Here is a 26676-nt window from a genome sequence, read left to right on the forward strand (position 1 = left end):
GCGCGTGCCGCATTCCGCCGATGGCGACAATAGCGGGTGGAAAGGTGGCAAGGCCCGCTCCGGTCTTGCCACCTGCGCTGCCGGGCGCCAAGGCTGTGGCATGAGCTTCAACAGTTTCGGCCATCTGTTCCGCTTTTCGACCTGGGGGGAATCGCATGGCCCGGCGCTGGGCGCGGTGGTGGACGGCTGCCCGCCGGGGCTGGCGCTGGGCGAGGCGGATATCCAGCCGTTTCTGGACCGGCGGCGGCCGGGGCAGAACCGCTTCACGACGCAGCGGCAGGAGCCGGATGTCGTGGAGATATTGAGCGGCGTGTATGAGGGGCGGACGACCGGGACGCCGATCAGCCTGGTGATCCGCAATGTCGACCAGCGGTCGAAGGATTATGGCGAGGTGGCGGCGAAGTACCGGCCAGGCCATGCCGACTATGCCTATGACGCCAAATATGGCTTTCGCGATCCGCGCGGCGGCGGGCGGTCGAGCGCGCGGGAGACGGCGGCGCGGGTGGCGGCGGGTGCGGTGGCGCGCAAGGTGATCGCAGGCGTCGGCATCAGCGGCTATCTGGTGGAGCTGGGCGGCGACGCCATCGACCGGGCGGCGTTCGATGCGGACGAAATTGGGCGCAACCCCTTTTTCTGCCCCGATGCCGCGGCGGCGGCGCGGTGGGAGGGGCTGCTGGATGGGGCGCGCAAGGCCGGGTCATCGCTGGGGGCGATCGTGGAGGTGACGGCGACGGGCGTGCCGGCGGGGTGGGGGGCGCCGGTCTATCACAAGCTGGACGGGCAGCTGGCGGCGGCGATGATGAGCATCAATGCGGTGAAGGGCGTGGAGGTGGGCGACGGGTTCGCGGCAGCGCGGCTGCGCGGCGAGGAGAATGCCGATGCGATGGCACCGGGGCCCGATGGCCGGCCGATGTTTGCCGCGAACCATGCCGGCGGGACGGCGGGCGGGATTTCGACCGGGCAGCCGATCGTGGTGCGGATGGCGCTGAAGCCGACGAGCAGCATCCTGACACCGGTGGCGACCATCGACCGGGCGGGGGCGGCGACCGAGATCGTCACCAAGGGGCGGCACGACCCGTGCGTGGGCATTCGCGCGGCGCCGGTGGCGGAGGCGATGATGGCGCTGGTGCTGGCGGACGCGATGCTGATGCACCGCGGGCAGACGGGTCGCTGAGCCTTATCGGATCGCGCCTTGCAGCCACAATCTGGGCGCGAGGATCAGGCCGGCGAGCATCGGCACGCGGCGCATCCAGGGGCGGATGATGACGGTGGCGCCGCTGTGGCGGCTGATCTTGTCGGCGAGATAGTCCAGGCCGCCGGTGTAGGTGAAGCTGGCCTTCAGCAGGCGCAGGACGCTGAACAGCTTGCCGCGGCGGCGCATGCGGCGCCACCAGCGGCGGGCGGTGGCGGCGGAGGGCAGAGGGACGGCGGGCGTGGCGGCGAAATGCATTGGGTCCGCGGCGATGATCGCGGACGCCCGCCCGCTGCTTTCGGCGCGCAGCTCGCAGCCATAGCTGCGGGCGAGGGCATTTTCCCAGACGGCGGAGGGGGGCGTGTCGGGCGGGAGCAGCGGCAGCGTGTGGGCGAGCAGCGTCCGTTGCGCATGGGCGAGGCCGGCGCGCAGCCAAGGCTCGAACGCGGGGGTGCAGCGGACGACCCGCACGGGCTGCGCCATCCGGGCGAGCAGGCTGATGTCGCGGGCGTGCGGGCCGCAATCGCGCTGGAAATGCCGGGTGGAAACGACGGCCACCTTGGCGCGCCGGCCGCCGGCGGTGAGGTGATAGACGTTGGGGGGCAGCAGGGCATTGGCCAGGGCCGCCAGCCGCGTGCGGTGCGCCTGGGGGTAGCCTGCGACGACGGCGTAGAAATCGGGGAGGCCGGACGATGGATCCCTGCGGTGCGCGGCGCCGTAGAAGATGACGGCCTGTGTCCCGGGAAAGCGCGCCGCGATGGCGTCGGCGAGCATGGTGATGGGCTCGGGCGCGGTCATGCCAGTTCGACGAAGCACAGGGGGGGCAGGGCGCGCAGGGTGACGATGCCGTCGGGGCGCAGGCCGATATCTTCGCCATCGAGGACGAGAGGCGTGCTGTTGCCGTGCAGCGCCACGCGGCGGACATGGTCGAAGCCGACACCGGGGATGGGACGGGCGCCGAGCCGGCCGCGCAGGAAATCGCCGAGGCCGGTGGCGACGGTGCGGCGGTTGCGGGCGACGGTGATGAGCTGGAAGCCATCGCCCGGTGGCGGTGCCAGCGCCTGCCCGAACAGCAGGGATTTGAGCGCGGTTGCGATCAGGACGAGGAGATCGCGCCGGGCGGGTGGCGCGGCGTCGATGGCGACCGTCGCCGGGCTTTGGCAGTTGCCGACGAGCGCGCCGCCGATGGCGCGGGTGGCGGCAAGCGCATGGCTGAGGCCGTGCGGCAGGCCTCGGCGGTAGAGCGCCTGCCGGCACCAGAGGATGGATTCGGAGAGGCCGGCGCCGGCGGCGAACAGGCCGACGTCGGAGCGGTTGCCCTGCTCGACGATCAGCGGCGCGCGGGTGACGAGGCGGCCTTCCTCGCGCAGCAGGCGGTGCAGCAATTGATCGGGGGTGCCCGCCATGCCCAGGTCGCGGGCGATCAGGTTGGTCTCGCCGGCGGGCAGCACGGCGAGCGCGGGGGCGTCGCGCCAGCGGCCTTCGTGGTGGAGGGCGGTCAGCAGGCCCTGGACGCTGCCGTCGCCGCCGTTGACGATCAGCAGCCTGGCGTGTCGCAAGTCGTGCAGGGCCTGCGCCGCGTCGGCCATGCCGTCCAGTTCGACGGATCGCACGCCGTCGATGTTGGCCTGTAGTGTACCCGCCGATCGCGCGCGGTTCACGGCCGAGCGCCGGTTGGTGATGAGGCCGATCACGGCGTGCCGCCACCCGCGACCGGCGCGATGCGCAGGCCCTGCAGATAGTTGAGCTGGACGGTAAGGCTGCTGTGGCCCGGCGGCAGGGTGAGGCTGACCTTGCTCACCGCTGGTTTGCCAAGGCGCAGCCGGGGGTTGCCGCCGAACCCGACGCCGTCGCTGAAGGGGTCGAGCTTTCCGTTGCGGTTGCGGTCGTGCAGGACGGCGACGGCATAGGTGCCGGGCACCGGCACGGTGGCGCAGACGGTCATGCTGCCCTGGGGGGTCAGCGGGGTGTCGACACGGGTGACATATTTGCCGCTCACCAGAAACTCGCTCTCCAGCGCCCGGTAGAGCTGAACGCGCAGCTGCCCGGATCGGTCCTTGAAGCCATATACGGTGACGCTGACCGCCGATCCCCCGTCGGGCGCGGTGCAGGCCGACGCGGGAACGGACGCCAGAAGCAGGGCCAGCGCCAGCAGGGACGGGGGGTGTTTCATGGAAAGCCTGTCATGCTTTGGCAGCATGTTGCGGCCAGAATCGGGCAGGGGCAGAGGGAATATGGATTTTCCCGCGAAAGCCGCTTACCACGGTGGCCATGGCGTTCCTTACGCGGTTCGACCGCTATCTGTTCCGGTTGATCATCGTGCCGCTGTTCGCCACGCTGGTGATCGCGGCCATGCTGCTGCTGTTGGACAAGATGTTGAACCTGTTCAACTTCGTCATCTCGGAAGGCGGCCCGGTGGGCGTGGTGTGGCAGATGCTGGGCAATTTGCTGCCGGAATATCTGTCGCTGGGCATCCCGATCGGCGTGATGCTGGGGATTTTGCTCGCGTTCCGCCGGCTGGCGCTGTCGTCGGAACTGGACGCGCTGCGCGCGGTGGGGATCGGCTATGGACGGCTGCTGCGCGTGCCCTATCTGTTCGCGCTGTTCTTCGCGCTGGTAAACCTGGGGATCGTGGGATTCCTGCAGCCGATCAGCCGCTACACCTATGAGGGGCTGCGCTATGAATTGCGCTCGGGCGCCTTGGGGGCCTCGATCAAGGTGGGGGCGTTCGCGCGACTCTCCGACCGGATGACGTTGCGGGTGGAGGAGAGTTTCAACAAGGGCGCCGACCTGCGCGGGGTGTTCGTGCGCGCCTCGGCCGTCGATGGCCGCAGCCTGGCGGTGAGCGCGGCGCGCGGGACCTTTCTGCGCACGGACGACCCCGATGTCATCATCCTGCGGCTGCGGGAAGGCACGCTGGTGCATGATGCGCCGGGATTCGGCGTGCCGCGCGTGTTGAGTTTCCTGCAGCATGACCTGCCCATCGACCTGCCGGCGATGGACAATTTCCGCGCGCGGGGTGGCCGCAACATGGAGCTGACGGTGCCGGAGCTGTGGCGGTTCGGGCATGATCCGACGCTGACGGCGGAGGCGCGGAACAGCGCGCTCGCCTCCTTCCACCGGCGGGTGGTGCAGTGCGTGGTGATGTTCCTGCTGCCGCTGCTGGCGGTGGCGCTGGCGGTGCCGCCGAAGCGCAGCACCTCGGCATTGGGGGTGTTCCTGTCGGTGATCCTGCTGGTGACCTATCACAAGCTGACCGAATATGGCGAGCGGATGGGGAGCATCGGCCGGGTCGACCCGCTGCTGGCGCAATGGGTGCCGTACGCGCTGTTCGCCGCGCTGAGCATCTGGCTCTACCATGTGCTGGCGCACAAGCCGGGGGGGCAGCCGATCGGGGCGCTGGACCGCGGGGTCGGCAAGCTGGCGGGGGCGGCAAAGCGGCTGTTCGCGCGGCCATGGCGCGATGACGCGCGGAGCGCGGGCTGATGCTGGCACGGCTGTTTCCGTCATCCACCCTCGCGCGATATACGGGGCTGATGTTCCTGTGGCGCAGCCTTGCCTTCCTGGCGGGCATCGTCATCATTTTGCAGACGCTCGACCTGCTGGGGGAATCGGGCGAGATCCTGAAGGTGGCGGGTAATGGCGAGGCCGACCTGTGGCGTTATGTCAGCCTGCGGCTGCCGCAGCTGATCGCGCTGTTCCTGCCCTTCTGCGTGCTGCTGGGCACGCTGCTGACGCTGATGACGCTCAACCAGAACAGCGAGATCGTGATCCTGAAGGCCGCGGGGATCAGCGCGCACCAGATCCTGGCGCCGCTGATCCTGGTGGCACTGGGGGTGGCGGCGGTGAGCTTCACCTTCAACGAGACGGTGCTGACGCGGGCGAAGAGCGAGTTCGACCGGTGGAAGGCGGCGGATTATCATCCGGTGCCGAAGGTCGCGCCGACCAATACGCAGGTCTGGGTGCGGGTGGGGGCGGATCTCTATCATGCCGACCAGGTGCGCGGGGTCGGTGCGTCGACGATGCTCGTCAACCTGACGGTCTATGACCGGGAGAATGACCGGCTGTTGCGCATCGTCCGCGCCGACAGCGCGATCCCCGAGGCGGCGGGCTGGCGGCTGCGGCAGGTGCGGCGGTTCGATGTCGCGTCGGGGCGGCAGGAGCGGATGACGACGCTGGACCTGCCGTCGCAGGCGGAGCCGGCGCAGTTCACGACGCAGAATGTCAATGCCGACCATCTGCCCTTCTGGAAATTGTGGCCCGCGGTCAATGACCTGCGGGCGGCGGGCAAGCCGACGGATACGCTGGTCGCAAAGCTGAACCACAAGATTTCTGGCCCGCTTTCCGCCGCGCTGATGCCATTGCTGGGGGCGGTGGCGGCGTTCGGGCTGGCGCGGTCGGGGCGGCTGTTCGTGCGTGCGGTGATCGGCCTGGCGCTGGGCTTTGCGTTTTTCGTGGCGGACAATTTTGCCATGGCGATGGCGGATTTCGGCAGCCTGCCGCCGATCGCCGCCGCCTGGGCACCGTTTCTGCTGTTCCTGCTGGTGGGGGAAGCGGTGCTGTTCCGCACCGAGGAATGAGCGCCTTTGCCCGTGCCTTCCGCGTGGGGGCGCTGGGGCGGTTGGGGGCGGCGATCGACATTGGCGCGGTGCCGCTGCTGGTCTGGCTCTATGGGCTGGAGATTTACGCCGGCTATGCCATCGCTGCGGCGGCGCTGACGCTGGGGCTGGGCAGCCTGGACCTGGGCATGTCGGCGGCGGTGCAGCGGTTCGTGCCGCGGCTGACGGCGCCGCGGCGGCTGGTGGGGTGGGCGCTGGGCATCGGGGTGCTGCCGGCGCTGCTGTTGGGCGCGGCGGGGGCGGTGTTGGCGCCGACACCGATTTGGGCCGTTGTGGGACTTTTATTGCCGGTGGTGGTGGCAGGTGATCTGCTTGGTGCTGTTTTGCGGGCGAAACAGGATTTCACAGGTGATGTCATGCTGCGACTGTTCGCCGAACCTGGTCTGCGCGTGGGGTTGGCGGTGGCGGCGCTGCTGCTGGCGCCGGCAACGGCGCTGACGCTGTTGCTGGCGCATGGTGGCGCGGCGGTGGCTGTGGTGCTGCTGTTGCTGGCGCGGTTGCGGCGACAGATGGGGCCGGCGGGGGAGCGGGTTGCGGTGGTGCCGCTGCTGGCGCCGTTGCTGGGGCGGGGCCTGGCGCTGGCGCCGGGTGCGTTGCTGCGGCGGGCGCTGGCCGATGGGCCGCCGCTGCTGATGGCGGTGATGGTGCCGGCCGGCGCGGCCGGTGCGGCGGCGCTGTTCCTGTTCGCGCGCAAGCTGGCGTCGGTGCCGCAGCTGCTGCGGACGGTGATCGCCGCGGTGATGCCGTCGGTCGCGGCCGCGGCGGAAACGGGCGCGCGGCTGGCGTTGCTGGATGAGGCGCGACGGACGGCGTTGCGGCTGGGGCTGCCGCTGGGCCTGTTGATGCTGGCCTTGCTGCCGCTGCTGGCACGGGGGGCCTTGGCGGGGGCGGTGGTTCCGGGCGTGCTGCTGATCGGGGCGCGGACGGTGGAGGCGGTGCTGAGCCCGCACGCGGCGCTGGTGGAGGTGCTGGCGCCGCCGCGGGTGCCGCTGGCGATCAGTGGCGTGGGTGTGCTGCTTGCCGGCGGCATGTTGGTGCTGCTGCCGCTTGCGGTGCCGGCCGATGCCTTTGCCGCCGCGGTGTCGGTGGCGGTGGCGGCGGGGGCGTTGCTGTCGGCGATCGCGGCGCATCGATTGTTGCCGGGTGCGACCTTGTTGCCCGGGGGGCGGGGTGGCGGAACGGCGCGGGCGTCCTAAATTCGCCGTATTGCAACCATAGGGCGCGGTCATGACGATCTCTGCGACATTGCTGAAGGTGGCCCATGCGGCGCGGCCGGGCATCTGGAACCAGCGGCATCACCTGGACCGCATGACCCTGCGGCAACTGGTGGTGGCCTATTTCCAATATTATGCCATCCAGGCCTATCTGCTGCTGGCGGTGGTGAGCGCGGTGGTGGCGTTCTACAACCCGCCGTCGCTGCTGGCGGGCAGTGTGGCGGCGCTGTTCGTGGTGACGGCCTATCCGTTGATCTGGTATGCGCTGCATCGCTGGGTGCTGCACGGCAAGTGGATGTGGAAATCGCCGCTGACCGCGCGCACCTGGAAGCGCATTCATTATGACCATCACCAGGACCCCAATCACCTGGAGATCCTGTTCGGCGCGCTCTACACCACGCTGCCGACGATCGTGGTGGCGACGGTGCCGGTCGGCTGGCTGATCGGTGGGCTGGGGGGCGCTGCGGTGGCATTGTGCGCCGGGTTGCTGACGACCTGCGTCTATGAGTTCGTGCACTGCATCCAGCATCTGAGCTACAAGCCGAAGAACCGGGTGCTGGCGGCGATGAAGGCGCGGCACATGGCGCACCATTTCCATGATGAGAGCGGCAATTTCGGCATCACCAGCTTCTGGCCGGACCGGCTGTTCGGCACCTTTTATGAGCGGGAGCAGCGCAAGCTGAAGAGCGCGACGGTGTTCAACCTGGGCTATACCGACGAGGTGGCGCGGCATTACCCGTGGGTGGCGGCCATGTCGGACGGGGTGGCGAAGGGGCATCCGCGGCGGCGGGCGGCGGCAAACGAGGCGGCGAACGACAGCATGCCGGCAGACAGCGCGGCGTGACGGTTTCCATCCGCCCCGTCCTGAGCGGGGCAGACCGCAAGGCGTTCGTCGATCTGGCGTGGCGCATCTATGGCGATGATCCGGCCTGGGTGCCGCCGCTGAAGTCCGAGGTGCACGGGCTGATTGCCGAAAGGGGATCCAACCCCTGGTTCGAACATGGCGAGGCGGCCTTCTGGCTGGCGGAGCGTGACGGGGTGCCGGTGGGACGGGTGTCGGCACAGGTGGACCGGCTGGTGCAGGAGCGGCGGCCGGGGCTGGGGCAATGGGGGTTCTTCGACTATGTCGATGATCCATCGGTGGGCGCCGCGCTGATCGCGACGGCCGAGGCGTGGCTGCGCGGCAAGGGGATGACCATCGCGCAGGGGCCCTTGTCCTTGGGCATCTGGGACGAGCCGGGGCTGCTGGTCAGCGGCTTTGACACCAGGCCGACGGTGATGATGGGGCACCACCGCGCCTGGTTCGAGCGCGACGTGCTGGCGGCGGGCTATCGGGGCGTGAGGGACCTGCACGCCTGGGAGCTGGACATCAGCAAGCCCTTTCCGCCGCTGGTGCAGCGCATCGTGGCGGCGGGGGAGAAGGGCGGACGCATCCGCATCCGCGAGATCGACAAGGCGCGCTTTGCGCAGGAGGCGGCGCTGGTGCTGTCGATCCTGAACGAGGCCTGGTCGGAGAATTGGGGGTTCGTGCCGCTGACCGACGCCGAGGTGGCCTATGTCGGCAAGAAGCTGAAGCCGATCGTGTTCGCCGACCTGGTGCGCATCGCCGAATATGACGGCGAGCCGGTGGCCTTCATGATCACGCTGCCCGATGTCAACGAGCTGACGGCGGACCTGGATGGCCGGCTGTTTCCGTTCGGCTGGGCGAAGCTGTTGTGGCGGTTGCGCAAACCGAAGGTCAGCCGCATGCGCGTGCCGCTGATGGGGGTGCGGACGCATTTGCAGGGGACGCGCGCGGCGTCGATGATGGCGTTCATGATGATCGAGTATATCCGGCGGGCGTCGGTGGCGAATTATGGCGCGACGCGGGGGGAAATCGGCTGGATCCTGGAGGACAATGAGCCGATGCGCAGCATCGCCAAGGCGATCGACAGCGAGATCAGCCGCACCTACCGGATTTTCGAAAAGCCGCTCTGACCCTGCTTGCCGGCGGGGCCGGGCCGGGGCATCCTGAGGCCCTTGTGGTGAGGGAGGCGTTGATGCGGTTTCTGTCTGGATTGATGGCGCTGTGCCTGACGCTGCTGGCGGCAGTGCCGGCGGCGGCGGAGGCGCTGCTGTTGCGCAACGTGCGGGTGCTGGACGTGGTGGCCGGGCGGCTGGGGCCGGCGACCGATGTCAGCGTGCGCGACGGGGTGATCCAGCGCATCGCGCCCGGGCAGGCGGCGGACGGCGCCCGGGTGATCGATGGCCGTGGCGGCACGCTGATGCCGGGCCTGATCGATGTGCATGTGCACATGATGTTCAACGCCTTCGGGCCGGCGGACCTGGGGCGGGACGACCTGACGCCGGACAGGATCGCCGCCGCCGCGGGGGCGCAGGCGCGGGCGATGCTGTTGCGGGGGTTCACCGCGGTGCGCGATGTCGGCGGGCCGGTGTGGCCGTTGAAGGCCGCGATCGACGCGGGGAAGGTGCCGGGGCCGCGCATCTGGCCATCGGGCAACATGATCAGCCAGACCAGTGGCCATGCCGACCTCAGGGCGCGCGACGAGCCGTCGCGGCGGTTCAGCGGCAAGCTGAGCCGGGTGGAGAAATTCGACATCGGGATCATCGCCGACGGGCGTGACGAGGTGCTGACGGCGGTGCGCGAGAATCTGCGGATGGGCGCCAGCCAGATCAAGATCAGCGCGGGTGGCGGGACCTCATCCGAATATGATCCGCTGGATGTGACGCAATATACGCTGGATGAGATGAAGGCGGCGGTCGAGGCGGCGGACGATTGGAACACTTATGTGACAGTGCACGCCTATACGCCGAAATCGGTGCGGCGGGCCATCGAGGCGGGGGTGAAGTGCATCGAGCATGGCCAGCTGCTGGACGAGGCGACGCTGAAGCTGATGGCCGAGAAGGGCATCTGGCTGTCGGGGCAGAATCTGGTCGCGACCACCGAGGCGATGGACGCGGGGCGGCGCGAGAAGCGGCGGCCGGTGATCGAGGGGCAGGACCGGGTGTGGCCGATGGCGAAGCGGCTGGGGGTGAAGCTGGCCTGGGGCACGGATTTCCTGTTCGAGCCGGACCTGAACGCGCAGCAGAATGCCTATATCCTGAGGCTGAAACCCTGGTTCACGCCGGCGGAGATCCTGAAGCTGGTGACGCATGACAATGCCCAGCTGCTGGCGCTGTCGGGGCCGCGCACGCCCTATCCGGGCAGGCTGGGCGTGGTGGAGCAGGGGGCGCTTGCCGACCTGATCCTGGTGGACGGCAACCCGCTGGCGAACATCGACCTGCTGGCGGCGCCGGCGACGAAATTCTCGATGATCATCAAGGGCGGCGAGGTGGTTCAGAGCCTGATCAAGTAGCGGCGCGAAGCTGCACCCAGGCGGGGGCGTGGTCGCTGGCCTTGTCCTCGCCGCGGGTGTCGGCATCGACGCCGGCGTCCGCCAGGCGGTCCGCGGCAGCGGGCGACAGCAGCAGGTGGTCGATGCGGAAGCCCCAATTCTTCTGCCAGGCGCCGGCCTGATAGTCCCAATAGGTGTAGCAGGGGCTGTGCGGGTGACGGGTGCGGATCGCGTCGGTCCAGCCCTGGGCGAGCAGGCGGCGGAAGGCGGCGCGGCTTTGCGGCTGGGTCAGCGCGTCGTTCGCCATCATGGCGGGGCGGGCGATGTCGATCGTCGCATCCGTGGGGATGACGTTATAGTCGCCGAGCAGGACGGTGGGGGTTTCGAGCGCGAGCAGCTGCGCGGCGTGGGCGTTGAGGCGTTCCATCCAGGCCAGCTTGTAGTCGAACTTGGGGCCGGGCTGCGGGTTGCCGTTGGGGAGGTAGAGGCAGCCGAGGCGGATGCCGGCGACCTCGGCTTCGAGGTAGCGGGCCTGTTCGTCGCCGTCGTCTCCGGGCAGGCCGGTTTGCGTGGGCGTGATGGCGGTGCGGGCGAGGATGGCGACGCCGTTGAAGCCCTTTTGACCGTGCGCGGCGACCTGCCAGCCGGCGTCATTCAGCGCCGCGACAGGGACATTGTCGGTCTGGCACTTGATTTCCTGGAGGACGACGATGTCGTTGCCGCTGTGGCCGAGATAGTCGAGCAGGCGGGGCAGGCGGGCGCCGATGCCGTTGACGTTGTAGGTGGCGATCCTCACACCGAGAAGCTGGTGCCGCAGCCGCAGTTGGAGGCGGCGTTCGGATTCTTCACTTGGAAGGCGGCGCCGCCGAGCGACTCGACATAATCGACGGTCGCGCCTTCGACGAAGGGCAGGCTGACACTGTCGACCAGCAGGCCAACGCCGTCGGTGGTGACTTCGGTATCGTCGTCGGTGGCGGCGTCATCGAGGCCGAACTTGTACTGGAATCCGGCGCAGCCGCCGCCATCGACGGAAAGGCGGAGCTTGAGCCCGGTCTTGCCTTGTCGTGCCGCGATGGTCGCAACGCGGGCCGCGGCGGCGGGGGAGAGGGCGATGCTCATGGCGGCTAGATAGGCGTTGCGCGCGGTGGCGGCAAGCACGGGGCGTTCTGGGCGGCGTTATTGCGCCTTGGCCCGTTGCGGCCCGACGCCGTTACTGCGCGTCGGCAAGCTGCGGGCCGACGCGGCTCTGCTGCATGGCGAGGACGAAGCCGGTGGCGTCGAGGAAGGGCCGCGGGTTGACCTGGCGGCCATCGACATGAACCTCGAAATGCAGGTGGGTGCCGGTGGAGCGGCCGGTGGAGCCCATGGCGCCGATGGTCTCGCCGACATTGACGCGGTCCCCGACCTGGGCGCGGATGCGCGACAGGTGGGCATAGCGGGTCATGATGCCGCGGCCGTGGTCGATGTCGATGGTGTTGCCATAGGCGCCGAACCAGCCGGCGCGGACCACGGTGCCGCCGGCGCTGGCGCGGATCGGTTCGCCGTGCGCGCCGGCCATGTCCACGCCCTGGTGGTTGGCGGCGCCGCCATGGAAGGGGTCGTAGCGGAAGCCGAAGCCGCTGGTGTAGCTGAAGGAGGCGACCGGCATGAAGGAGGGCAGCGCGGTCATCGCGTCTTCGAGCTGCGAGACGCGCTGCCAGTTGACGAACAGGTCGGCAAAGCGCGGGTCGGCGCCGCCGGTGGCGGGGACATAGGGCCCGCCCATGCCGAGGCGGCCGCGGGCGGCGAAGCTGGATTGCGCGACGAACCGGTCGGCGTTGAGGCCGAGGCGGGCGAGCAGCGCTTCGGCATCGCGCAGGCGGGTTTCGGCGGTGGCGGCGGCCTTGTCGACGAAGGCGAGCTGCGCGGCTTCGAGTTCGGCGAAGGGTTTCAGCACGCCGGCTTGGGAGGGATCGATGGCGGTCTTGCCGCGACCCAGGCGGGGCAGCATGTTGGCGAGTGCATCGGGGCGGGTCTTGCCGGTGAGGAGGCCGGCGAGGAATTGCTGGCGCGCCTCGATCCGTTCGGCGGTGGTGGCGACGGTGCCCTGGAGCGCGGCGGTGTCGGCCTTCATGGCGGCGATCTGCGCCTGCATGGCGGCCAGTTCGGCATCCTTGGGACTGGGAGCCACCATGGTGGCGGTCGAGAGGCTCATCCACCCGGCCACCAATGCAGTCATCGTCATTGCCATTGCTTGCGTACCCGATCCGACCCTTATGTCGCGGGTTTTGCTGGCGCTGTGCAGGATGATCCGCCGTTCGGGCAGGATGCGGGACAACCATTCGTCGGCCCGTTTCCAGGCACCCCGGTTTGGCATGTCCACGCGTTCGACCCTCTTGTGCAGTTCAGCGTGCGCCAAACCCTCGACCCATTGATATTCCCGTTGCGGTTGTCCGCTTGGTTGGGGGTCAGAAAGCATCATGCGGCGGGGCTGCCAAGCGGAAGATACCAGCCCGGCGTCAGACCGGCCTGAAGCCGCGCTGAATCGTTGAACGGGGGCTTAACCATGCCGCGAAAGTGTCGCTGGACGAGGGCATGGAAAGCGGCCTGTGGCGGGGTTTTGGCACGGTCACAGACGAATCGGAACCAGCGGTTGCCGATGGCGACATGGCCGATTTCATCGGCCAGAATGCGGGTTAGGATCGAGACGACGCGCTCATCTCCGACGGCCGCGAATCGGGCGATCATGGCGGGTGTGACGTCGAGGCCGCGGGCTTCGAGCACCTGGGGCACGATGGCCAGGCGGGCGGCGAGGTCGTGGCGGGTGTCGTGCGCCGCCTGCCACAGGCCGTCATGGGCGGGGAGGTCGCCATAGTCGCCGCCGCTGGTTTGAAGCCAGCGGTGCAAGAGGTTGAAATGCTGGGCTTCCTCGTCGAGCACCAGCACCCAGTCGTCGGCGAAGGCGGGTGGCATTGGGGGCGCGAATCGGCCGAGCATGTCGGCGGCGAGGTCGATGGCGTTGAGTTCGATATGGGCGAGCGCGTGCAGCATGGCGAATCGGGCGCGGGGGCTGCCGGCGCGGCCCCGGCGCGGCATGCGGCTGGCGGGGAGCATTGCCGGTCGCGCCGGCCGGGCCGGCGAATCGGGGAGCGGCGCCGTGCCCGCGAGGGTGAGGGTACCCGCCCGCCAGGCCGCCGCGAGCGCCCGGGCGGCATGCGCCGTGGCCGCCGCATCGCCGGTGGCGAGCACCCCGGCGGCCACGGCGGCGAGGCTGGTCATGGCAGCGCGCGGGCGGCGGCCAGGACGGCGTCGGCGTGGCCGGGCACCTTCACCTTGCGCCAGATCTGGGCGATGCGGCCATCGCGGCCGATCAGGAAGGTGCAGCGTTCGATGCCCATGTAGGTCTTGCCATACATGGATTTCGCCACCCAGGCGCCGAAGGCTTCGGTCACTTCGCCCTCGTCGGCGCCGAGGGTGATGGTGAGCTTGTGCTTGGTGGCGAACTTGCCGTGGCTGGTGACGCTGTCCTTGGAGACGCCGAGGATGGCGGTGTCGGCGGCGGCGAAGTCGCCCGCGAGCGCGGTGAAGGCGACGGCCTCGGTGGTGCAGCCGGGGGTGTCGTCCTTGGGGTAGAAATAGAGCACCAGCTTGCGGCCGGCGAAATCGGCGCTGGTGATCGGTCCCGAAGGGCCGGCGAGGGTGAAGGCGGGGGCGGGGTCTCCGACGGCGAGGATCATGCGGTCTCTCCTGACTGGAAGGTGGTGGCCCATGCGGCAAGGACCTGCTGCCGGGCGAGAGTCAACGCCGATTTCACCGCGGCGAAACCAGGGAGGCCGAGGGCGCGGGCCAGCAGCAGCCCGGTGGCGGCGGAGGGTGCGGCGCCGTCGCCCGCGGGCATGACGAGCCGCAGCAGGACGAGGAGGCGCATCAGCACGCCATGCGCGTCGGCGAGTTCGGGGGCGACGGCGGCGATGGCGCGGTCGAGCTGCGGCGGGATGGGCGCGCCACGCAGCAGGGCGCGGGTCTGGACAATGAACTCCAGGTCGACGAGACCGCCGCGCATCAGTTTCAGGTCCCACGGGCCGGCGGCGGGTTTGTGCCTGGCGATCTCGCGGCGCATCGCCATCGCCTCGCGCGGCAGGGTGGCGGGATCGCGCGGCTGGGCGACGATGGTGTCGATCATCGCCTGGGCCGCGGCGACGGCGGCGGCGTCGGCGCCGAGGGGCCGGGCGCGGGTGAGGGCCATATGCTCCCAGCTTTCGGCCTCGGCGGACTGGTAGGCGGCGAAACTGTCGAGGCTGACGGCGAGCAGGCCCTGCGCGCCCGACGGGCGAAGGCGGGTGTCGATGTCGAACAGGCGGCCGGCGGCGGTGGCAACGCTGAGGTCGGCGATCAGGCGCTGGCCGAGGCGGTTGAACCAGGCGGTCGCGGAGAGGGGTGCGGGGCCATCGGATTCGCGGCGGAAATCGCCGCTGAACAGCAGCACAAGGTCGAGGTCTGACTGGGCGGTAAGTGCCTGGCCGCCCCAGCGGCCGAGCGCGAGGATGACCAGATGGCAGCCCGCGCAGCGGCCGTGCCGCGCGGCAAAGCGCGCGCTGGCGGCGTCTGCCAGGCGCAGCACCGCGGCGTCGGCGATGGCGGCGAGGGTGGCGGCGGCGTCGAGCGGGTCGATGGCGGCGTCCAGCAGGCGGACGCCGAGCAGGAAGCGGCGTTCGGCGGCCCAGCGGCGGACGCGGTCGAGCAGGGCCTCGCCATCGAGGTTGCGGGTGGCGAGCGCGAGTTCGGCCTGTGCCTCGGCGGGGCCGGGCAGCGGCGGCGGCGGGTCCAGGAGCGTGTCGATCAGGCCGGGATCACGCGCGAGGGCGTCGGCGAGCAGCGGCGTGGCGGTCAGCAGGCGGGCGAGCAGGGTGACGAGCGGCGGGTGGGCGGAGAGCAGGCCCCAGAACTGCACGCCCGAGGGCAGCGCCCGGATGAAGCTGTCGAGGCGGAGCAGGCCGGCGCGCCCCTGCTTGCCGCGCGCGACCGCGGGCAGCAGGGTGGGGAGCAGGATTTCGAAGCTGCGGCGCGCCTCTGGCGCGCGGAGCGCGCGCGGCCGGCCGGCGCGCCAGCCCGCCAGCAGGCTGCGCACCAGCGGCGGGTCGGCAAGGCGGGCTTTGGCGAGCCAGCGGTCGAGGGCGTCGCTGTCGTGCGGCAGGCGGGGTTTGCGGTCGCCGTCCTCGGCAACGAGGCGGTCGTAAGCGCGGGAGACGGTGCGGGTCAGTGGCAGCAGGGCCGATTCGAGGGCACGCCAATGGGGGGCGCCGGCCAGCCCGGCGACGGCGGCGCGCGCGGCGGCGAGGCGCGGGATGCTGTGGGTCTGGGCGTCGTCGAGCATCTGGAGCCGGTGTTCGAGGGTGCGCAGGCGGCGATAGGCGTCGGCCAGCGTGGTGGCGTCATCGGAGGTGATGCGGCCGGCGGCGGCGAGGGCGGGGAGGGCATCGAGCGTGGCGGGGGCGCGCAGGCTGTCGTCCCGCCCGCCGAAGATCAGCTGGTGAATCTGGGCGAAGAACTCGATTTCGCGGATGCCGCCGCGGCCGCGTTTCAGGTCATAGCCGGGGCCGGGTTTTTGGCCCTCGCTGTAATGGTCGCGGATGCGGTGGCTGACATCGCGGATGTCGGCGATGGCGCTGAAATCCAGGGTGCGGCGCCAGACGAAGGGCTCGATGTCGGTGAGGAAGGCACGGCCGAGCGCGGTGTCGCCGGCGGCGGCGCGGGCGCGGATGAAGGCGAGGCGTTCCCAGGCGAGGGCCTGGGATTGATAATAATGCAGGGCGGCGTTGAGCGCGAGGCTGGCGGGCGTGCTGTCGGGATCGGGGCGGAGGCGGAGGTCGACGCGCAGGGCATAGCCGTCGGCGGTGCGTTCGGAGAGGATGGCGGCGATGCGGCGGACGAGGCGGACCGCGGCTTCGCCCGGTTCTTCGGTGGGGCGGCGGGGCAGGGTGTCGGGATCGTGGATGAAGATTAGGTCGATGTCGCTGCTGTAGTTGAGCTCGTGGCTGCCCATCTTGCCGAGGGCGAGCGCGGCGAGGCCGGCGGGGGACGAATCACGCTCCGCGAAGGCGGCGGTGATGGCGGCGTCGAGTGCGCTGTCGGCGAAGCGGGTGAGGGCAGCGGTGACGGTTTCGAGCGGCCAGAGGCCGGCGAGGTCGGCCAGGGCGACGGTAAGCGCGACGCCGGCACGGGCGTGGCGGACGGACGGCAGGGGATGGGCGGGGTCGAGGCGGGCGAGGGCGGTGGTGAGGGCGGCCTCGGGGCCGTCGGTCGTCAGCGTGTCGAGGAGGGCGGTTTCGCGGCGGATGAGGCCGCGCAGGAAGGGCGAGTGGCTGTTGGCGCGGTGAATCGCGTCGGGCAGGCTCACAGGTGCAGCATGCCCGCCATGACGGGGACGCAGGGGCCGCCGACGGTGACGGCATTGGGGCCGGCCTCGACCTCGATCAGCGACGGACGACGGACGTGGCGGCCCTGGTGGAGGGTGAAGCGGGTCTCGGCCGGGTCCAGCGCGTTCAGCCAGGCGCCGAGTGCGGCGGCGGCGCTGCCGGTGGCGGGATCCTCCGTAACGCCGGCGAGCGGGGCGAACATGCGCACCTCGATATGGTCGGTGTGCCGGGCGTAGAGGTGCAGGCCGAGGAGGCCGGCGGACTGGCCGATGTTGCCCTCCGCGGCCTCGAAGGCGGCGACGTTGCAGCGGGCGCGGGCGAGCGCGTCGGCGCCGACTTCGGCGATCAGGAACTCGGCGCCGACCGAGGCGAAGCGGGGCGGGTGGCGGGTGGTGAGGATGTCGGCGGGGTCGAGACCGGCAAGCGCCGCGACGCGGACGGGATCGACGATGGTGCCCAATGCCAGCGGGCGGGGGGCGCGGACGGTGGCGCCGGTGATGGCGCCGGCTTCGCGCCTGATGGTGACGGGAACCAGGCCGGCGGCTTCCTCGAAGATCATGCGGTCGGGGACGGGGCGGCCGAACAGCGTGCCCAGGCGGGCGAGGACAAAGCCGGTGCCGACATTGGGGTGGCCGGCGAAGGGCATTTCCTCTTCGGGCGTGAAGATGCGGACATGGGCGGTGTTGGCGGGGTCGGTCGGCGGGAAGACGAAGGTCGATTCGGCGTAGTTGAACTCACGCGCGATGGCCTGCATCGCCGCCGTGTCCAGCCCGCGCGCATCGGTGATGACGGCGAGCGGGTTGCCGGCGAAGCGGCTGGTGGTGAAGACGTCGACGGTGGTGAAGGGAAAATCGGGCATCGCCGCGCTATACCAGATCGTCGGGCACGAACCAGCTTGGCCGGGCGAAGGCGCGGGCCTTGGTGATCTGGTGCGGGACGATGAAGCCCTGCCGCTCCTCCGGCTTGCGGGCGGCGTTGGCGACCGCCTGCTCCCGCCAGCTGTCGAGCGCGGTTTCGGGCGCGATGGAATCGCGTTGCAGGAGGTCGTGCCACAGCGCGTCGCGGAAGGCGCCGACGGCCCCGGGTTCGTGCCAGAGGAAGCCGGTTTCGGTGTCCCAGCGGAAGCTGCGGCCGTTGATGTTGGCGGACGAGATGAGCGCGCTGTGGTCGTCGGCGATGAGCAGCTTGCTGTGCACATGGATCATGCCGCTGCCGAAGCCGACACCGCGGCCCTCTTCATATTCGGCGATCTCATCCGGCCGGGCGCGCTGCTGCTGGGCGAGCGAGAACAGGCCGACGCGGCGCGGGATGCGGCGCCGCAGGTGACGGATGGCGCGCATCTGGAGCCATTCGCCATGGCGGTGCGGCGCGCGGCGGTCACCGTCGAAGGCCACCTCCTCGGGCGCGTTGGGCAGCAGGATGATGACCTGGAGCGCCGGGCATTGCCGGGCCCGTTTGACGATCCAGCGGGCGACGCGGCGCAGGCGGAAGAATTGCGCCTCGATATAGAGGATCGTCTCGGCGCTGTTGATGAGGCGGCGGTGGGCCTCCTCGATCTCGGTGATGCGGCGGATGGGGCCGACTGCCCAGGCGACGGGGTTGCGGCGGGATTGCGTGCGGACGAGCTGCACCCGGGCGTTGCCGCTGGCAGGCGGGGCGGGGGCGGGCGTGCAGGGCGTGAAGACGATGTCCGGCGCCTCGCCCGCCATCCAGTCCTTCAGCCGCTGCGGCAGCCGTTCGCTTTCCATTTCCCACAGGCGGCAGAAATGCTGGTGGAAATCGGCGACGACCGGCCCGGTGACGCGGGCCGACAGGTCGTGCCAGCTGTCGCCGACGCGGCGGCGGTGGCGGCGGTCGTCCCACCGGCGTTCGTCGATGTCGAGGCCGCCGACGAAGGCGGTGTGGCCGTCGACCACGGCGAATTTCTGGTGATAGGTCGCTGGCCACAGGCGCGGCAGGTGGCGCCAGGAGGTGGGGCGGCGCCAAGGGCTGAGGCCGGGGATGAAGGCGTCGGCGGCCAGCGATGCCAGCGTGCGGCGGGCAAAGAACCAGACGGGCAGGCGGGCGAGATGACGGAACAGGCCGCCGAGCTCGCCCTCATGCTGGACGACCAGCACCTGCATGTGGGTTTCATGGGCATCGCGGGTGAGGGCGTGCAGGGTTTTCCAGGTCCGCCAGCTGTCGGCGTGCAGGCGTTGCCCGAGCGTCGGTTCGAAATCGCTGAGGAGGAGGCGTACGGTGAGCCCGCGGTGGGCGGCGTCCGCGAGCAGTTCGCCCCAGGTGGCGAGGCCGGCGGCCGTCGCCTCGGGCGAGCGGGTCTTGGTGTCGGGATCGAGGATGCGGAAGGCGAGGTTCAGGCTGTGCGTGGCGCCGAGGATGGCGGCTTCGAGCGCCGGGTAGAAGGCGGCGGCCAGCACCAGCGGCTCGACGGCGCAACCGGCGCGGGGGGGATAGGGGGCATCGGGGCCGCTGCCCGGAGGCAGGAAGAGGGCGGGGGTCATGGGGTGACGGCGACGTTGTCGAGCAGCCGGACGCCTTCGATCCGGGCAGTGGCGAGGAGGCGGGCGGGACGGTCGAGCGTGTCGAGCGGTTCGAGGCTGTTGGCGTCGGTGAGGGCGACATAGTCGACACTGTCGAAGCCGCCGGCGAGGATGGCGGCCTGGGCCTCCGCCAGGACGGTTGCGACGGATGCGCCCGATTGCAGCCGGGCGACCGCGGCGGTGAGGGCGGCAGGAAGCGCTGCGGCGCGGGTGCGGGCAGTGGCGGAGAGATAGGCGTTGCGTGACGAGAGGGCGAGGCCGTCGGGATCGCGGGCGATGGGGGCGGGGATGATGGTGACCGGCAGGTCGAGGTCGGCGACCAGGCGCCGGATGATGGCGAGCTGCTGCCAGTCCTTCTCTCCAAACACGGCGATGTCGGGGGCCGCCATGGTCAGCAATTTGGTGACCACGGTGGCGACGCCGTCGAAATGGCCGGGCCGCGCGGCGCCTTCCCAACGGTCACCGAGTCTGCCGACATGGATGGTGGTGGCGAAGCCGGTGGGATAGACGTTTGTGGCGGCGGGCGCGAACAGCAGGTCGCAGCCGACCGTGGCGAGCGCCGCCGAATCGGCGGGCAGGGTGCGGGGATAGGCGCCAAAATCCTCGTGGGCGCCGAATTGCAGCGGGTTGACGAACACGGAGGTGACAACGCGCGCGACGTGCGATTGTGCCAGCCGGACGAGGCCGAGGTGGCCGGCGTGGAGCGCGCCCATGGTGGGGACCAGGGCGATGCGGTCGCCGGCGGCGCGCCAGGCGGAGAGCTGCTGGCGGAGATCGGCGACGCTGTGGACGGTGTGAACGGACATGCGGCCTTCTGATTGACGCGACGCGGGGCTTGCCGCCAATGGCAGCTTTATCGGGAATCGGGGACAGAAATTTGATGTCGGCGCCGCATGTCATCGTCTTTGCCAATGAGAAGGGGGGGTCGGGGAAATCCACCAGCGCCGTGCATGTGGCGGTGGCGCTGTTGACGCTGGGGCATGAGGTGGCCGCGGTCGATCTCGATTCGCGGCAGCGGACGACGGCGCGGTACATGGAGAATCGGGCGGACTATGCCCGGCGCAAGGGGCTGGCGCTGGCGGTGCCGCCGGTGCGGGTGCTGGAGGAGGGCGACGAGGCGGGGCTGGCGGCAGCGATCGAGGGTGCGCCGCGGTTCCTGATTGTCGACACGCCGGGGCGTGATTCGGCGCTGGCGGTCAAGGCGATCGCGCGGGCGGATACGCTGGTGACGCCGATCAACGACAGTTTCATCGATTTCGACCTGATCGGGCAGGTGGATGCGGAAACCTACAAGGTGAAGCGCCCGGGATTCTATGCCGAGCTGGTGTGGAAGGCGCGGCAGGCGCGGGCCAAGGCCGATGGCGGCAGCGTCGACTGGGTGGTGTTGCGCAACCGTCTGTCGAGCCTGGAGGCGCGGAACCGGAAGCGCGTGGGCGCCGCGCTCAACGAGCTGTCGAAGCGGATCGGCTTCCGGGTGGCGCCGGGGCTTTCCGAGCGGGTGATCTATCGCGAGCTGTTTCCGCGCGGGCTGACACTGCTGGACATGGCGGCGCTGGAGGATGTGTCGGTCAGCCATGTCGCGGCGCGGGCGGAGCTGCGGGCGCTGGTGGAGGCGCTGGCGTTGCCGGCGCTGATGCGGGCGGCGGCCTGATGGGGGCGTTCGCGCTGTTGCTGGCGGCCGGTGCGCTGGTGCTGGCGCTGACCGGGCGGTTGAAGCGCGATGGCTGGCGCTGGGTGGGGGGTGCGCTGGGGGCGCTGCTGACCGGCGAGCTGTTCGTGAAGGGGCAGTTCATTCCGGCCGCGCTGGTCGCGGTGTTGACCGCCTGGTGGGTTTGGCGCGACGGCCTGCGCCGCAAAGTGGCGACCTTGCCGATGGACGAGATGGAAGCGCGCAACATTTTGGGGGTGGGGCCGTTTGCAGCCGACGCCGAGATCATCGCGGCGCATCGCCGATTGATCAGCGGCGTGCACCCCGATCGCGGGGGTAGCGCAGAGCTGGCGCGCCGGGTTAACGCGGCGCGCGACCGATTGTTGAGAAAGTGACCCTTGTGAACCATCAGTTCCATCCGACCAGCCTTCGCGAATATGATATCAGGGGGATCGTGGGCGATACGCTGACCGAGGCGGATGCCTGGGCGATCGGGCGCGGGTTCGGGACGGTGATTGCCCGCGCCGGCGGGCGGACGGTGGCGGTGGGCTATGACGGCCGGCTGTCCTCGCCACCGCTGGAGGCGGCGCTGGTGCGCGGGTTGAACGAGAGCGGCGTGGATGCCGTGCGCGTGGGGCTGGGGCCGACGCCGATGCTGTATTTCAGCGTCTATGAGCTGGGTTGCGACGGTGGCGTGATGATCACCGGCAGCCACAATCCGCCCGATTACAACGGCTTCAAGATGATGCTGAAGGACCGGCCCTTCTTTGGCGCGGACATTCGCGCCTTGGGGGAGGCGGCGGCGGCGGGCGATTGGGAGGCCGGGTCGGGATCGTCGCGGGCGCATCGCATCTTCGAGCGCTATGTGGCGCGGTTGGTGGAGGATTTCCGGGGTGGCGCGTTCCGCGTCGGCTGGGATTGCGGCAATGGCGCGGCGGGGCCGGCGGTGCAGGCGCTGGTGGCGATGCTGCCGGGCGAGCATCATGTGCTGTTCGCCGAGATCGACGGTGCCTTTCCCAACCACCATCCCGACCCGACCGAGGAGAAGAATCTGGCCGACCTGAAGCGGCTGGTGGCGGAGAAGGGCCTGGATTTCGGTATCGCCTTTGACGGTGATGGCGACCGGATCGGCGCCATCGATGGCGAGGGCCGGGTGGTGTGGGGTGACCAGTTGCTGGGCATATTGGCCGAACCGGTGCTGCGCGAGCTGCCCGGCGCGACCATCATCGCCGACGTGAAGGCGAGCAAGGCGCTGTATGACCGGGTGGCGGAACTGGGCGGGCGGCCGCTGATGTGGAAAACCGGGCACAGCCTGATCAAGGCGAAGATGAAGGAGGAGGATTGCCCGCTGGCCGGCGAGATGAGCGGCCATATCTTCTTCAAGCATCGTTGGTATGGGTTTGACGATGCGCTCTATGCCGCGGTGCGGCTGATCGAGGCGGTGCATGGACTGGGCGGCTCGCTGACGGCGCTGAAATCGGCGATGCCCGCCATCGTGAACACGCCGGAGATGCGCTTCCCGTGCAGCGAGACGCGGAAGTTCGCGGTGGTGGACGAAGTGCTGGCGCGGTTGCGCGCGGACGGTGCCGATGTGAACGATACCGATGGCGCGCGGGTGACGACGGTGGACGGCTGGTGGTTGCTTCGCGCCTCGAACACGCAGGATGTGCTGGTGGCGCGCGCGGAGGCGGCGGACGAGGCGGCGCTGGCGCGGCTGACGGCGGCGATCGACGCGCAACTGGCGCTGTCGGGGGTGGAGCGCGTGATCGCCGGGCACTGATTTGCTGCACTGCACAAAGGCCTCTTGAAAAGTGTTTTGCTGCGCATTATTGTGCAATGCAGCAAAACACAGGAGTGCGTGCAGATGGCAAGCAAAGCGACGACGACCCCCGCCCCGAAGGCGGACATGACCCCGAAGGCTGATATGGCCCCGAAGACGGTGGCGCCGAAGATCGAAGCGCCCAAGGTTGAAGCGCCGAAGATCGAAACGCCGGTGGTGGTGACTGCGCCGGTTGCGGCGACGGTTGAAACCCCGACGCTGAAGACGGTGGTCGAGGATGTGAAGGCGGTTGCGGCGGATGTCGCGACGCTGGGCAAGACCGCGGTGGCCGATGCGGCCGCCAAGGGCAAGACCGCCGCGGCGGATGTGGTGGAAGCTGGCAAGGAACAGGCCGAGACGCTGCGCGTGAAGGCCAAGGACATGATGGAGAAGAGCATGAAGACGATGAGCGACGTGACCGAGTTCACCAAGGGCAATGTCGAAGCGATGGTCGCCTCGGCCAAGGCGGCGGCTGCGGGTGCCGAAACCATCGGTTCGATGGTGGTCGAGCATGGCAAGGCCCGTTTCGAGGAAACCACCAGCGCGGTGAAGTCCCTGAGCGGTGTGAAGACCCCGACCGAGCTGTTCGAGCTGAACAACCGCTATGTGAAGACGCAGTTCGACCACACGGTCGCCTTCTGGTCCAAGATGAGCGAAACCATGCTGAAGGTGGCGGGTGACGTCGCCCAGCCGCTCAGCAGCCGCATGGCGCTGGCTGGCGAGCAGGTGAAGGGCGTGTTCGCGCGCTGAACCGACGCCGACAAGGCTGATGAAAACAGGCGGCGGGGGTGACCTCGCCGCCTTTTTCTCGGGCGCCGCTGCGGCTATGACGCCGGCATGATCGTAACATCTGATACCATGCGCGAGCTGTATCGCGCCCCTGAACCCGATGTGCTGGCGGCGTTGCTGCCCGATGCCATGCTGGACGCGCCGACGCGCAAGGCGGTGCTGGTGCGCGCCGGCGGGTTGCTGGCGGATCTGCGCGCGGCGGCGGTCGATGGCTGGGTGAACCGCTTTCTGCAGCAGTATCGGTTGAACACCGAGGAAGGGATCGCGCTCCTGAGCCTGGCGGAGGCGTTCCTGCGGGTGCCCGACGCCGACACCGCCGATGCGCTGATCCGCGACAAGCTGGGGATGGCGAACTGGGCGGAGCACAGCGGGCAGAGCGATTCGGCGCTGGTCAACAGCGCGACCTGGGGCCTGGTGATCACGCGGGCGCTGGTGAAGGAGGGCGAGGGCGGCGGCGTGCTGGGGCGGCTGGTGGCGCGCGCCGGGGAACCGTTCGTGCGGACGGCGGTGGGCGCGGCGATGCGGGTGATGGCGCAGCTGTTCGTGATGGGACGGAACATCGCCGAGGCGCTGGAGCGGATGGAGGCGAAGGAGAATCGCGGCTTCAACGCCAGTTTCGACATGCTGGGCGAGGCGGCGCGGACGGCGGAGGATGCGGAACGCTATTTCGCGGCCTATGGGCACGCGGTCGCGGCGGTGGGCAAGGCGGGCAACCGGGCGGCGCACAGCGTTTCGGTGAAGCTGTCGGCGCTGCATCCGCGTTATGAGACGGCGCGGGCGGGGGCGTGCGTGCCGGCGCTGACCGACATGCTGCGGACGCTGGCGCGGGCGGCGGCGGCGGCCAATGTGGGCCTGACGGTGGATGCCGAGGAGAGCGAGCGGCTGGTGATGTCACTGGAGATCATCGCCGGGGTGGCAGACGACCCGGCGCTGCGCGGCTGGGACGGGCTGGGGATGGCGGTGCAGGCCTATGGCAAGCGGGCGGCCGCGGTGGTGGACTGGGCGGCGGAGACCGCGCGGCAGAGCGGCCGGCGCATGACGGTGCGCCTGGTGAAGGGCGCCTATTGGGACAGTGAGATCAAGCGGACGCAGGAAGCGGGCCTGAGCGACTATCCGCTGTTCACGCGGAAGGCGGCGACCGATGTCAGCTACCTTGCCTGCGCCAGGCGGATGCTGGCGGCGGACAGCCTGTTTCCGGCCTTTGCCAGCCACAATGCCCTGACGGTCGCGACCATCCTGCAATGGGCAGGTGGACGGCGGGATTTCGAATTCCAGCGGCTGCATGGGATGGGTGCCGGGCTGTATGAGCGCTTGGTGGCGGAGGAAGGTTATGCCTGCCGGCTCTACGCGCCGGTGGGGGGGCATCGCGACCTGCTTGCCTATCTGGTGCGGCGGCTGCTGGAAAATGGCGCCAACAGCAGCTTCGTGCACCAGCTGGCGGATCGCAGCCTGAGCGATGCCGAGCTGCTCGCGGATCCGGCGGCGAAGATCGCCGGGGTGGGCGGCGCGCGGCATCCGGCGATCCCGCTGCCGGCGGACCTGTTTCCGGGGCGGCGCAATTCGGCGGGCCTGGACCTGGCCGAAGCCGATACGCTGGCGGCGACGGTGGCCGCTGTGCGGGCAGCGGGACCGGTCCATGCCGTGCCGCTGACGCGCGGCGTGGTGGCGGGGCAGGGGCGGCTGGTGGTGAACCCCGCGCGGCCGGAGGAGACGGTCGGGAGCGTCGTGGAGGCGGATGCGGCGCTGGTGGCGCGGGCGGTCGAGGCGGCGGCGCGGGCGGCGCCGGGTTGGGATGCGACGCCGGTCGAGGCGCGGGCGCGGATGCTGGAAGCCTGGGGCGATGCCATCGAGGCGGATCGCGATGGGCTGCTGGCGCTGCTGGTGAAGGAGGCCGGCAAGACGCTGGGGGATGCGGTGGCCGACCTGCGCGAGGCGGTGGACTTCTGCCGCTATTACGCGGTGCGGGCGCGGCTGGATTTTGCTGAGGTGGCGCTGCCGGGGCCGACAGGGGAGGCGAACAGCCTGCGGCTGGCGGGGCGGGGCGTCTATGCGGCGATCGCGCCGTGGAACTTTCCGCTGGCGATTTTCGTGGGACAGGTGGCGGCGGCGCTGGTGGCGGGCAATGCCGTGTTGGCGAAGCCGGCGCCGCAGACGCCGCTGGTGGCGTTTCGTGCCGTGCAGCTGGCGCATGAAGCCGGCGTGCCGGCGGATGTGCTGCATTTCCTGCCGGGCGGTGGCGAGGTGGGCGGGCGAATCGTGGCGGATGCGCGGGTGGCTGGCGTGGTGTTCACCGGCTCGACCGCGACGGCGAGGACAATCGCGCGGGCGCTGCTGGCCGATGACGCCCGCCCGCTGGTGCCCTTGATCGCGGAGACCGGTGGCATCAACGCCATGATCGTCGATTCGACGGCGCTGCCGGAGCAGGTCGTGGCGGATGTGGTGACCTCGGCGTTCCGCAGTGCCGGGCAGCGCTGCTCGGCGTTGCGGCTGTTGTGCGTGCAGGCCGAGGTGTCGGAGGGCATCATCGCCATGCTGAAAGGCGCGATGGACCTGTTGCGGGTGGGTGATCCGGCCGATCCGGCAACCGATGTGGGGCCGGTGATCGATGCCGCCGCCGCGGCGAAGCTGAATGCCTATCGGGAGCGGATGCGCGGGCGCTGGCTGCACAGCCTGGCGGTGCCGGAGGTCGGGCATTTCGTGGCGCCGACGCTGATCGGGATCGATGCGGTCGATGCGCTCGATGCCGAATGGTTCGGGCCGCTGCTGCATGTCTGCGCCTGGCGTGCGGGGGAGCTGGAGGCGCTGGTGACGCGGCTGAATGCAAAGGGTTACGGGCTGACCATGGGGTTGCACAGCCGGATCGCGGGGGTGGCGGACCGGGTGCGGGCGGCGGCGAAGGTGGGCAATCTCTATGTCAACCGCAGCATGATCGGCGCGGTTGTGGGCGCGCAGCCGTTCGGCGGTGAGGGGCTGAGCGGGACCGGGCCGAAGGCGGGCGGGCCGCATTACCTGCCGCGTTTCGCCGTGGAACGGACGGTGAGTGTCGATACCACCAGCGCCGGCGGCAATGCCAGCCTGCTGTCGATTGAAGATTGAGGCAGGCTGTGCCAAGGGCCGCGCGGCGG

The 26676-nt window shown here is 70.0% G+C and carries 24 protein-coding genes; 12 read left to right on the top strand and 12 right to left on the bottom strand.

All coding sequences use genetic code 11. The features are described 5' to 3' along the window. Positions 1 to 100 precede the first annotated feature (100 nt). On the top strand, positions 101 to 1174 hold the full coding sequence (gene aroC / locus H3309_RS05265) for a chorismate synthase (RefSeq protein ID WP_182297706.1): 1074 nt from the start codon (positions 101 to 103) through the stop codon (positions 1172 to 1174). Between the two features lie 3 nt (positions 1175 to 1177). On the opposite strand, the gene H3309_RS05270 is transcribed toward aroC, so the two are convergent. From H3309_RS05270 to H3309_RS05280, 3 genes are read right to left on the bottom strand one after another with little or no spacing between them, the layout of a single operon-like run. Next, positions 1178 to 1990: a hypothetical protein gene (locus H3309_RS05270; RefSeq protein WP_182297707.1), complete on the bottom strand. Its 813-nt coding sequence runs from the start codon at positions 1988 to 1990 to the stop codon at positions 1178 to 1180. Then, positions 1987 to 2886 (bottom strand): diacylglycerol/lipid kinase family protein, encoded by a 900-nt coding sequence (locus H3309_RS05275; RefSeq protein WP_182297708.1) that lies wholly within the window; start codon positions 2884 to 2886, stop codon positions 1987 to 1989. The genes H3309_RS05270 and H3309_RS05275 overlap by 4 nt, the downstream gene beginning before the upstream one ends. After that, a complete protein-coding gene (locus tag H3309_RS05280; protein ID WP_182297709.1) occupies positions 2883 to 3365 on the bottom strand; it encodes a DUF2141 domain-containing protein in 483 nt (160 codons plus the stop codon). The genes H3309_RS05275 and H3309_RS05280 overlap by 4 nt, the downstream gene beginning before the upstream one ends. Positions 3366 to 3463: 98 nt before the next feature. Between H3309_RS05280 and lptF the strand changes: the two genes are divergently transcribed. The 6 genes from lptF (at position 3464) to H3309_RS05310 (ending at position 10381) form a co-directional block, all read left to right on the top strand. After that, entirely contained in the window at positions 3464 to 4678 is a 1215-nt protein-coding gene (gene lptF / locus H3309_RS05285) for an LPS export ABC transporter permease LptF (protein WP_182297710.1), read from the top strand. Beyond that, positions 4678 to 5772 (top strand): LPS export ABC transporter permease LptG, encoded by a 1095-nt coding sequence (lptG, locus tag H3309_RS05290; RefSeq protein ID WP_182297711.1) that lies wholly within the window; start codon positions 4678 to 4680, stop codon positions 5770 to 5772. Before lptF ends, lptG begins: the two co-directional genes overlap by 1 nt. Beyond that, complete coding sequence (locus tag H3309_RS17640) at positions 5769 to 7007, top strand: hypothetical protein (RefSeq protein WP_182297712.1); 1239 nt, start codon at positions 5769 to 5771, stop codon at positions 7005 to 7007. The genes lptG and H3309_RS17640 overlap by 4 nt, the downstream gene beginning before the upstream one ends. Positions 7008 to 7038: 31 nt before the next feature. Beyond that, on the top strand, positions 7039 to 7869 hold the full coding sequence (locus tag H3309_RS05300) for a sterol desaturase family protein (protein ID WP_182297713.1): 831 nt from the start codon (positions 7039 to 7041) through the stop codon (positions 7867 to 7869). Beyond that, entirely contained in the window at positions 7866 to 9002 is a 1137-nt protein-coding gene (locus tag H3309_RS05305; RefSeq protein WP_182297714.1) for an N-acetyltransferase, read from the top strand. Before H3309_RS05300 ends, H3309_RS05305 begins: the two co-directional genes overlap by 4 nt. Before the next feature lie 62 nt (positions 9003 to 9064). Further along, complete coding sequence (locus H3309_RS05310; RefSeq protein WP_182297715.1) at positions 9065 to 10381, top strand: metal-dependent hydrolase family protein; 1317 nt, start codon at positions 9065 to 9067, stop codon at positions 10379 to 10381. Here the strand turns inward: H3309_RS05310 and H3309_RS05315 are convergent. The 9 genes from H3309_RS05315 to panC all read right to left on the bottom strand — a co-directional run bounded on the left by H3309_RS05315 (position 10374) and on the right by panC (position 20101). Beyond that, entirely contained in the window at positions 10374 to 11156 is a 783-nt protein-coding gene (locus H3309_RS05315) for an exodeoxyribonuclease III (protein WP_182297716.1), read from the bottom strand. The genes H3309_RS05310 and H3309_RS05315 overlap by 8 nt on opposite strands. Further along, complete coding sequence (gene erpA, locus H3309_RS05320) at positions 11153 to 11479, bottom strand: iron-sulfur cluster insertion protein ErpA (RefSeq protein ID WP_182297717.1); 327 nt, start codon at positions 11477 to 11479, stop codon at positions 11153 to 11155. The genes H3309_RS05315 and erpA overlap by 4 nt, the downstream gene beginning before the upstream one ends. Before the next feature lie 91 nt (positions 11480 to 11570). Beyond that, entirely contained in the window at positions 11571 to 12716 is a 1146-nt protein-coding gene (locus tag H3309_RS05325; protein WP_243453909.1) for a M23 family metallopeptidase, read from the bottom strand. A gap of 101 nt (positions 12717 to 12817) precedes the next feature. Further along, a complete protein-coding gene (locus H3309_RS05330; protein WP_182297719.1) occupies positions 12818 to 13618 on the bottom strand; it encodes a ferritin-like domain-containing protein in 801 nt (266 codons plus the stop codon). Then, positions 13615 to 14076, bottom strand: a complete 462-nt coding sequence (locus H3309_RS05335; protein ID WP_182297720.1) for a peroxiredoxin — start codon at positions 14074 to 14076, stop codon at positions 13615 to 13617. The genes H3309_RS05330 and H3309_RS05335 overlap by 4 nt, the downstream gene beginning before the upstream one ends. Further along, positions 14073 to 16736: a bifunctional [glutamine synthetase] adenylyltransferase/[glutamine synthetase]-adenylyl-L-tyrosine phosphorylase gene (locus H3309_RS05340; RefSeq protein ID WP_182297721.1), complete on the bottom strand. Its 2664-nt coding sequence runs from the start codon at positions 16734 to 16736 to the stop codon at positions 14073 to 14075. Before H3309_RS05340 ends, H3309_RS05335 begins: the two co-directional genes overlap by 4 nt. Further along, entirely contained in the window at positions 16733 to 17614 is an 882-nt protein-coding gene (locus H3309_RS05345) for a PhzF family phenazine biosynthesis protein (protein WP_182297722.1), read from the bottom strand. The genes H3309_RS05340 and H3309_RS05345 overlap by 4 nt, the downstream gene beginning before the upstream one ends. A 7-nt stretch (positions 17615 to 17621) precedes the next feature. Then, positions 17622 to 19256, bottom strand: a complete 1635-nt coding sequence (locus tag H3309_RS17710) for a phospholipase D-like domain-containing protein (protein ID WP_182297723.1) — start codon at positions 19254 to 19256, stop codon at positions 17622 to 17624. Further along, a complete protein-coding gene (gene panC, locus H3309_RS05355; RefSeq protein ID WP_182297724.1) occupies positions 19253 to 20101 on the bottom strand; it encodes a pantoate--beta-alanine ligase in 849 nt (282 codons plus the stop codon). The genes H3309_RS17710 and panC overlap by 4 nt, the downstream gene beginning before the upstream one ends. Before the next feature lie 74 nt (positions 20102 to 20175). Between panC and H3309_RS05360 the strand changes: the two genes are divergently transcribed. The 5 genes from H3309_RS05360 (at position 20176) to putA (ending at position 26647) form a co-directional block, all read left to right on the top strand. Further along, positions 20176 to 20946 carry a division plane positioning ATPase MipZ gene (locus H3309_RS05360; protein WP_182297725.1) on the top strand — a complete coding sequence of 257 codons (771 nt, stop codon included), beginning with the start codon at positions 20176 to 20178 and terminating at the stop codon, positions 20944 to 20946. Next, on the top strand, positions 20946 to 21338 hold the full coding sequence (locus H3309_RS05365) for a J domain-containing protein (protein ID WP_182297726.1): 393 nt from the start codon (positions 20946 to 20948) through the stop codon (positions 21336 to 21338). The genes H3309_RS05360 and H3309_RS05365 overlap by 1 nt, the downstream gene beginning before the upstream one ends. Before the next feature lie 5 nt (positions 21339 to 21343). Then, positions 21344 to 22723: a phosphoglucomutase/phosphomannomutase PgmG gene (gene pgmG / locus H3309_RS05370; RefSeq protein WP_182298514.1), complete on the top strand. Its 1380-nt coding sequence runs from the start codon at positions 21344 to 21346 to the stop codon at positions 22721 to 22723. A gap of 84 nt (positions 22724 to 22807) precedes the next feature. Beyond that, complete coding sequence (locus tag H3309_RS05375; RefSeq protein WP_182297727.1) at positions 22808 to 23512, top strand: phasin family protein; 705 nt, start codon at positions 22808 to 22810, stop codon at positions 23510 to 23512. 87 nt (positions 23513 to 23599) lie between these two features. Continuing rightward, positions 23600 to 26647, top strand: a complete 3048-nt coding sequence (gene putA / locus H3309_RS05380) for a bifunctional proline dehydrogenase/L-glutamate gamma-semialdehyde dehydrogenase PutA (RefSeq protein ID WP_243453852.1) — start codon at positions 23600 to 23602, stop codon at positions 26645 to 26647. Positions 26648 to 26676 lie beyond the last annotated feature (29 nt).

The organism is Sandaracinobacteroides saxicola (genome assembly GCF_014117445.1).
Taxonomy (GTDB): Bacteria; Pseudomonadota; Alphaproteobacteria; order Sphingomonadales; family Sphingomonadaceae; genus Sandaracinobacteroides_A; species Sandaracinobacteroides_A saxicola.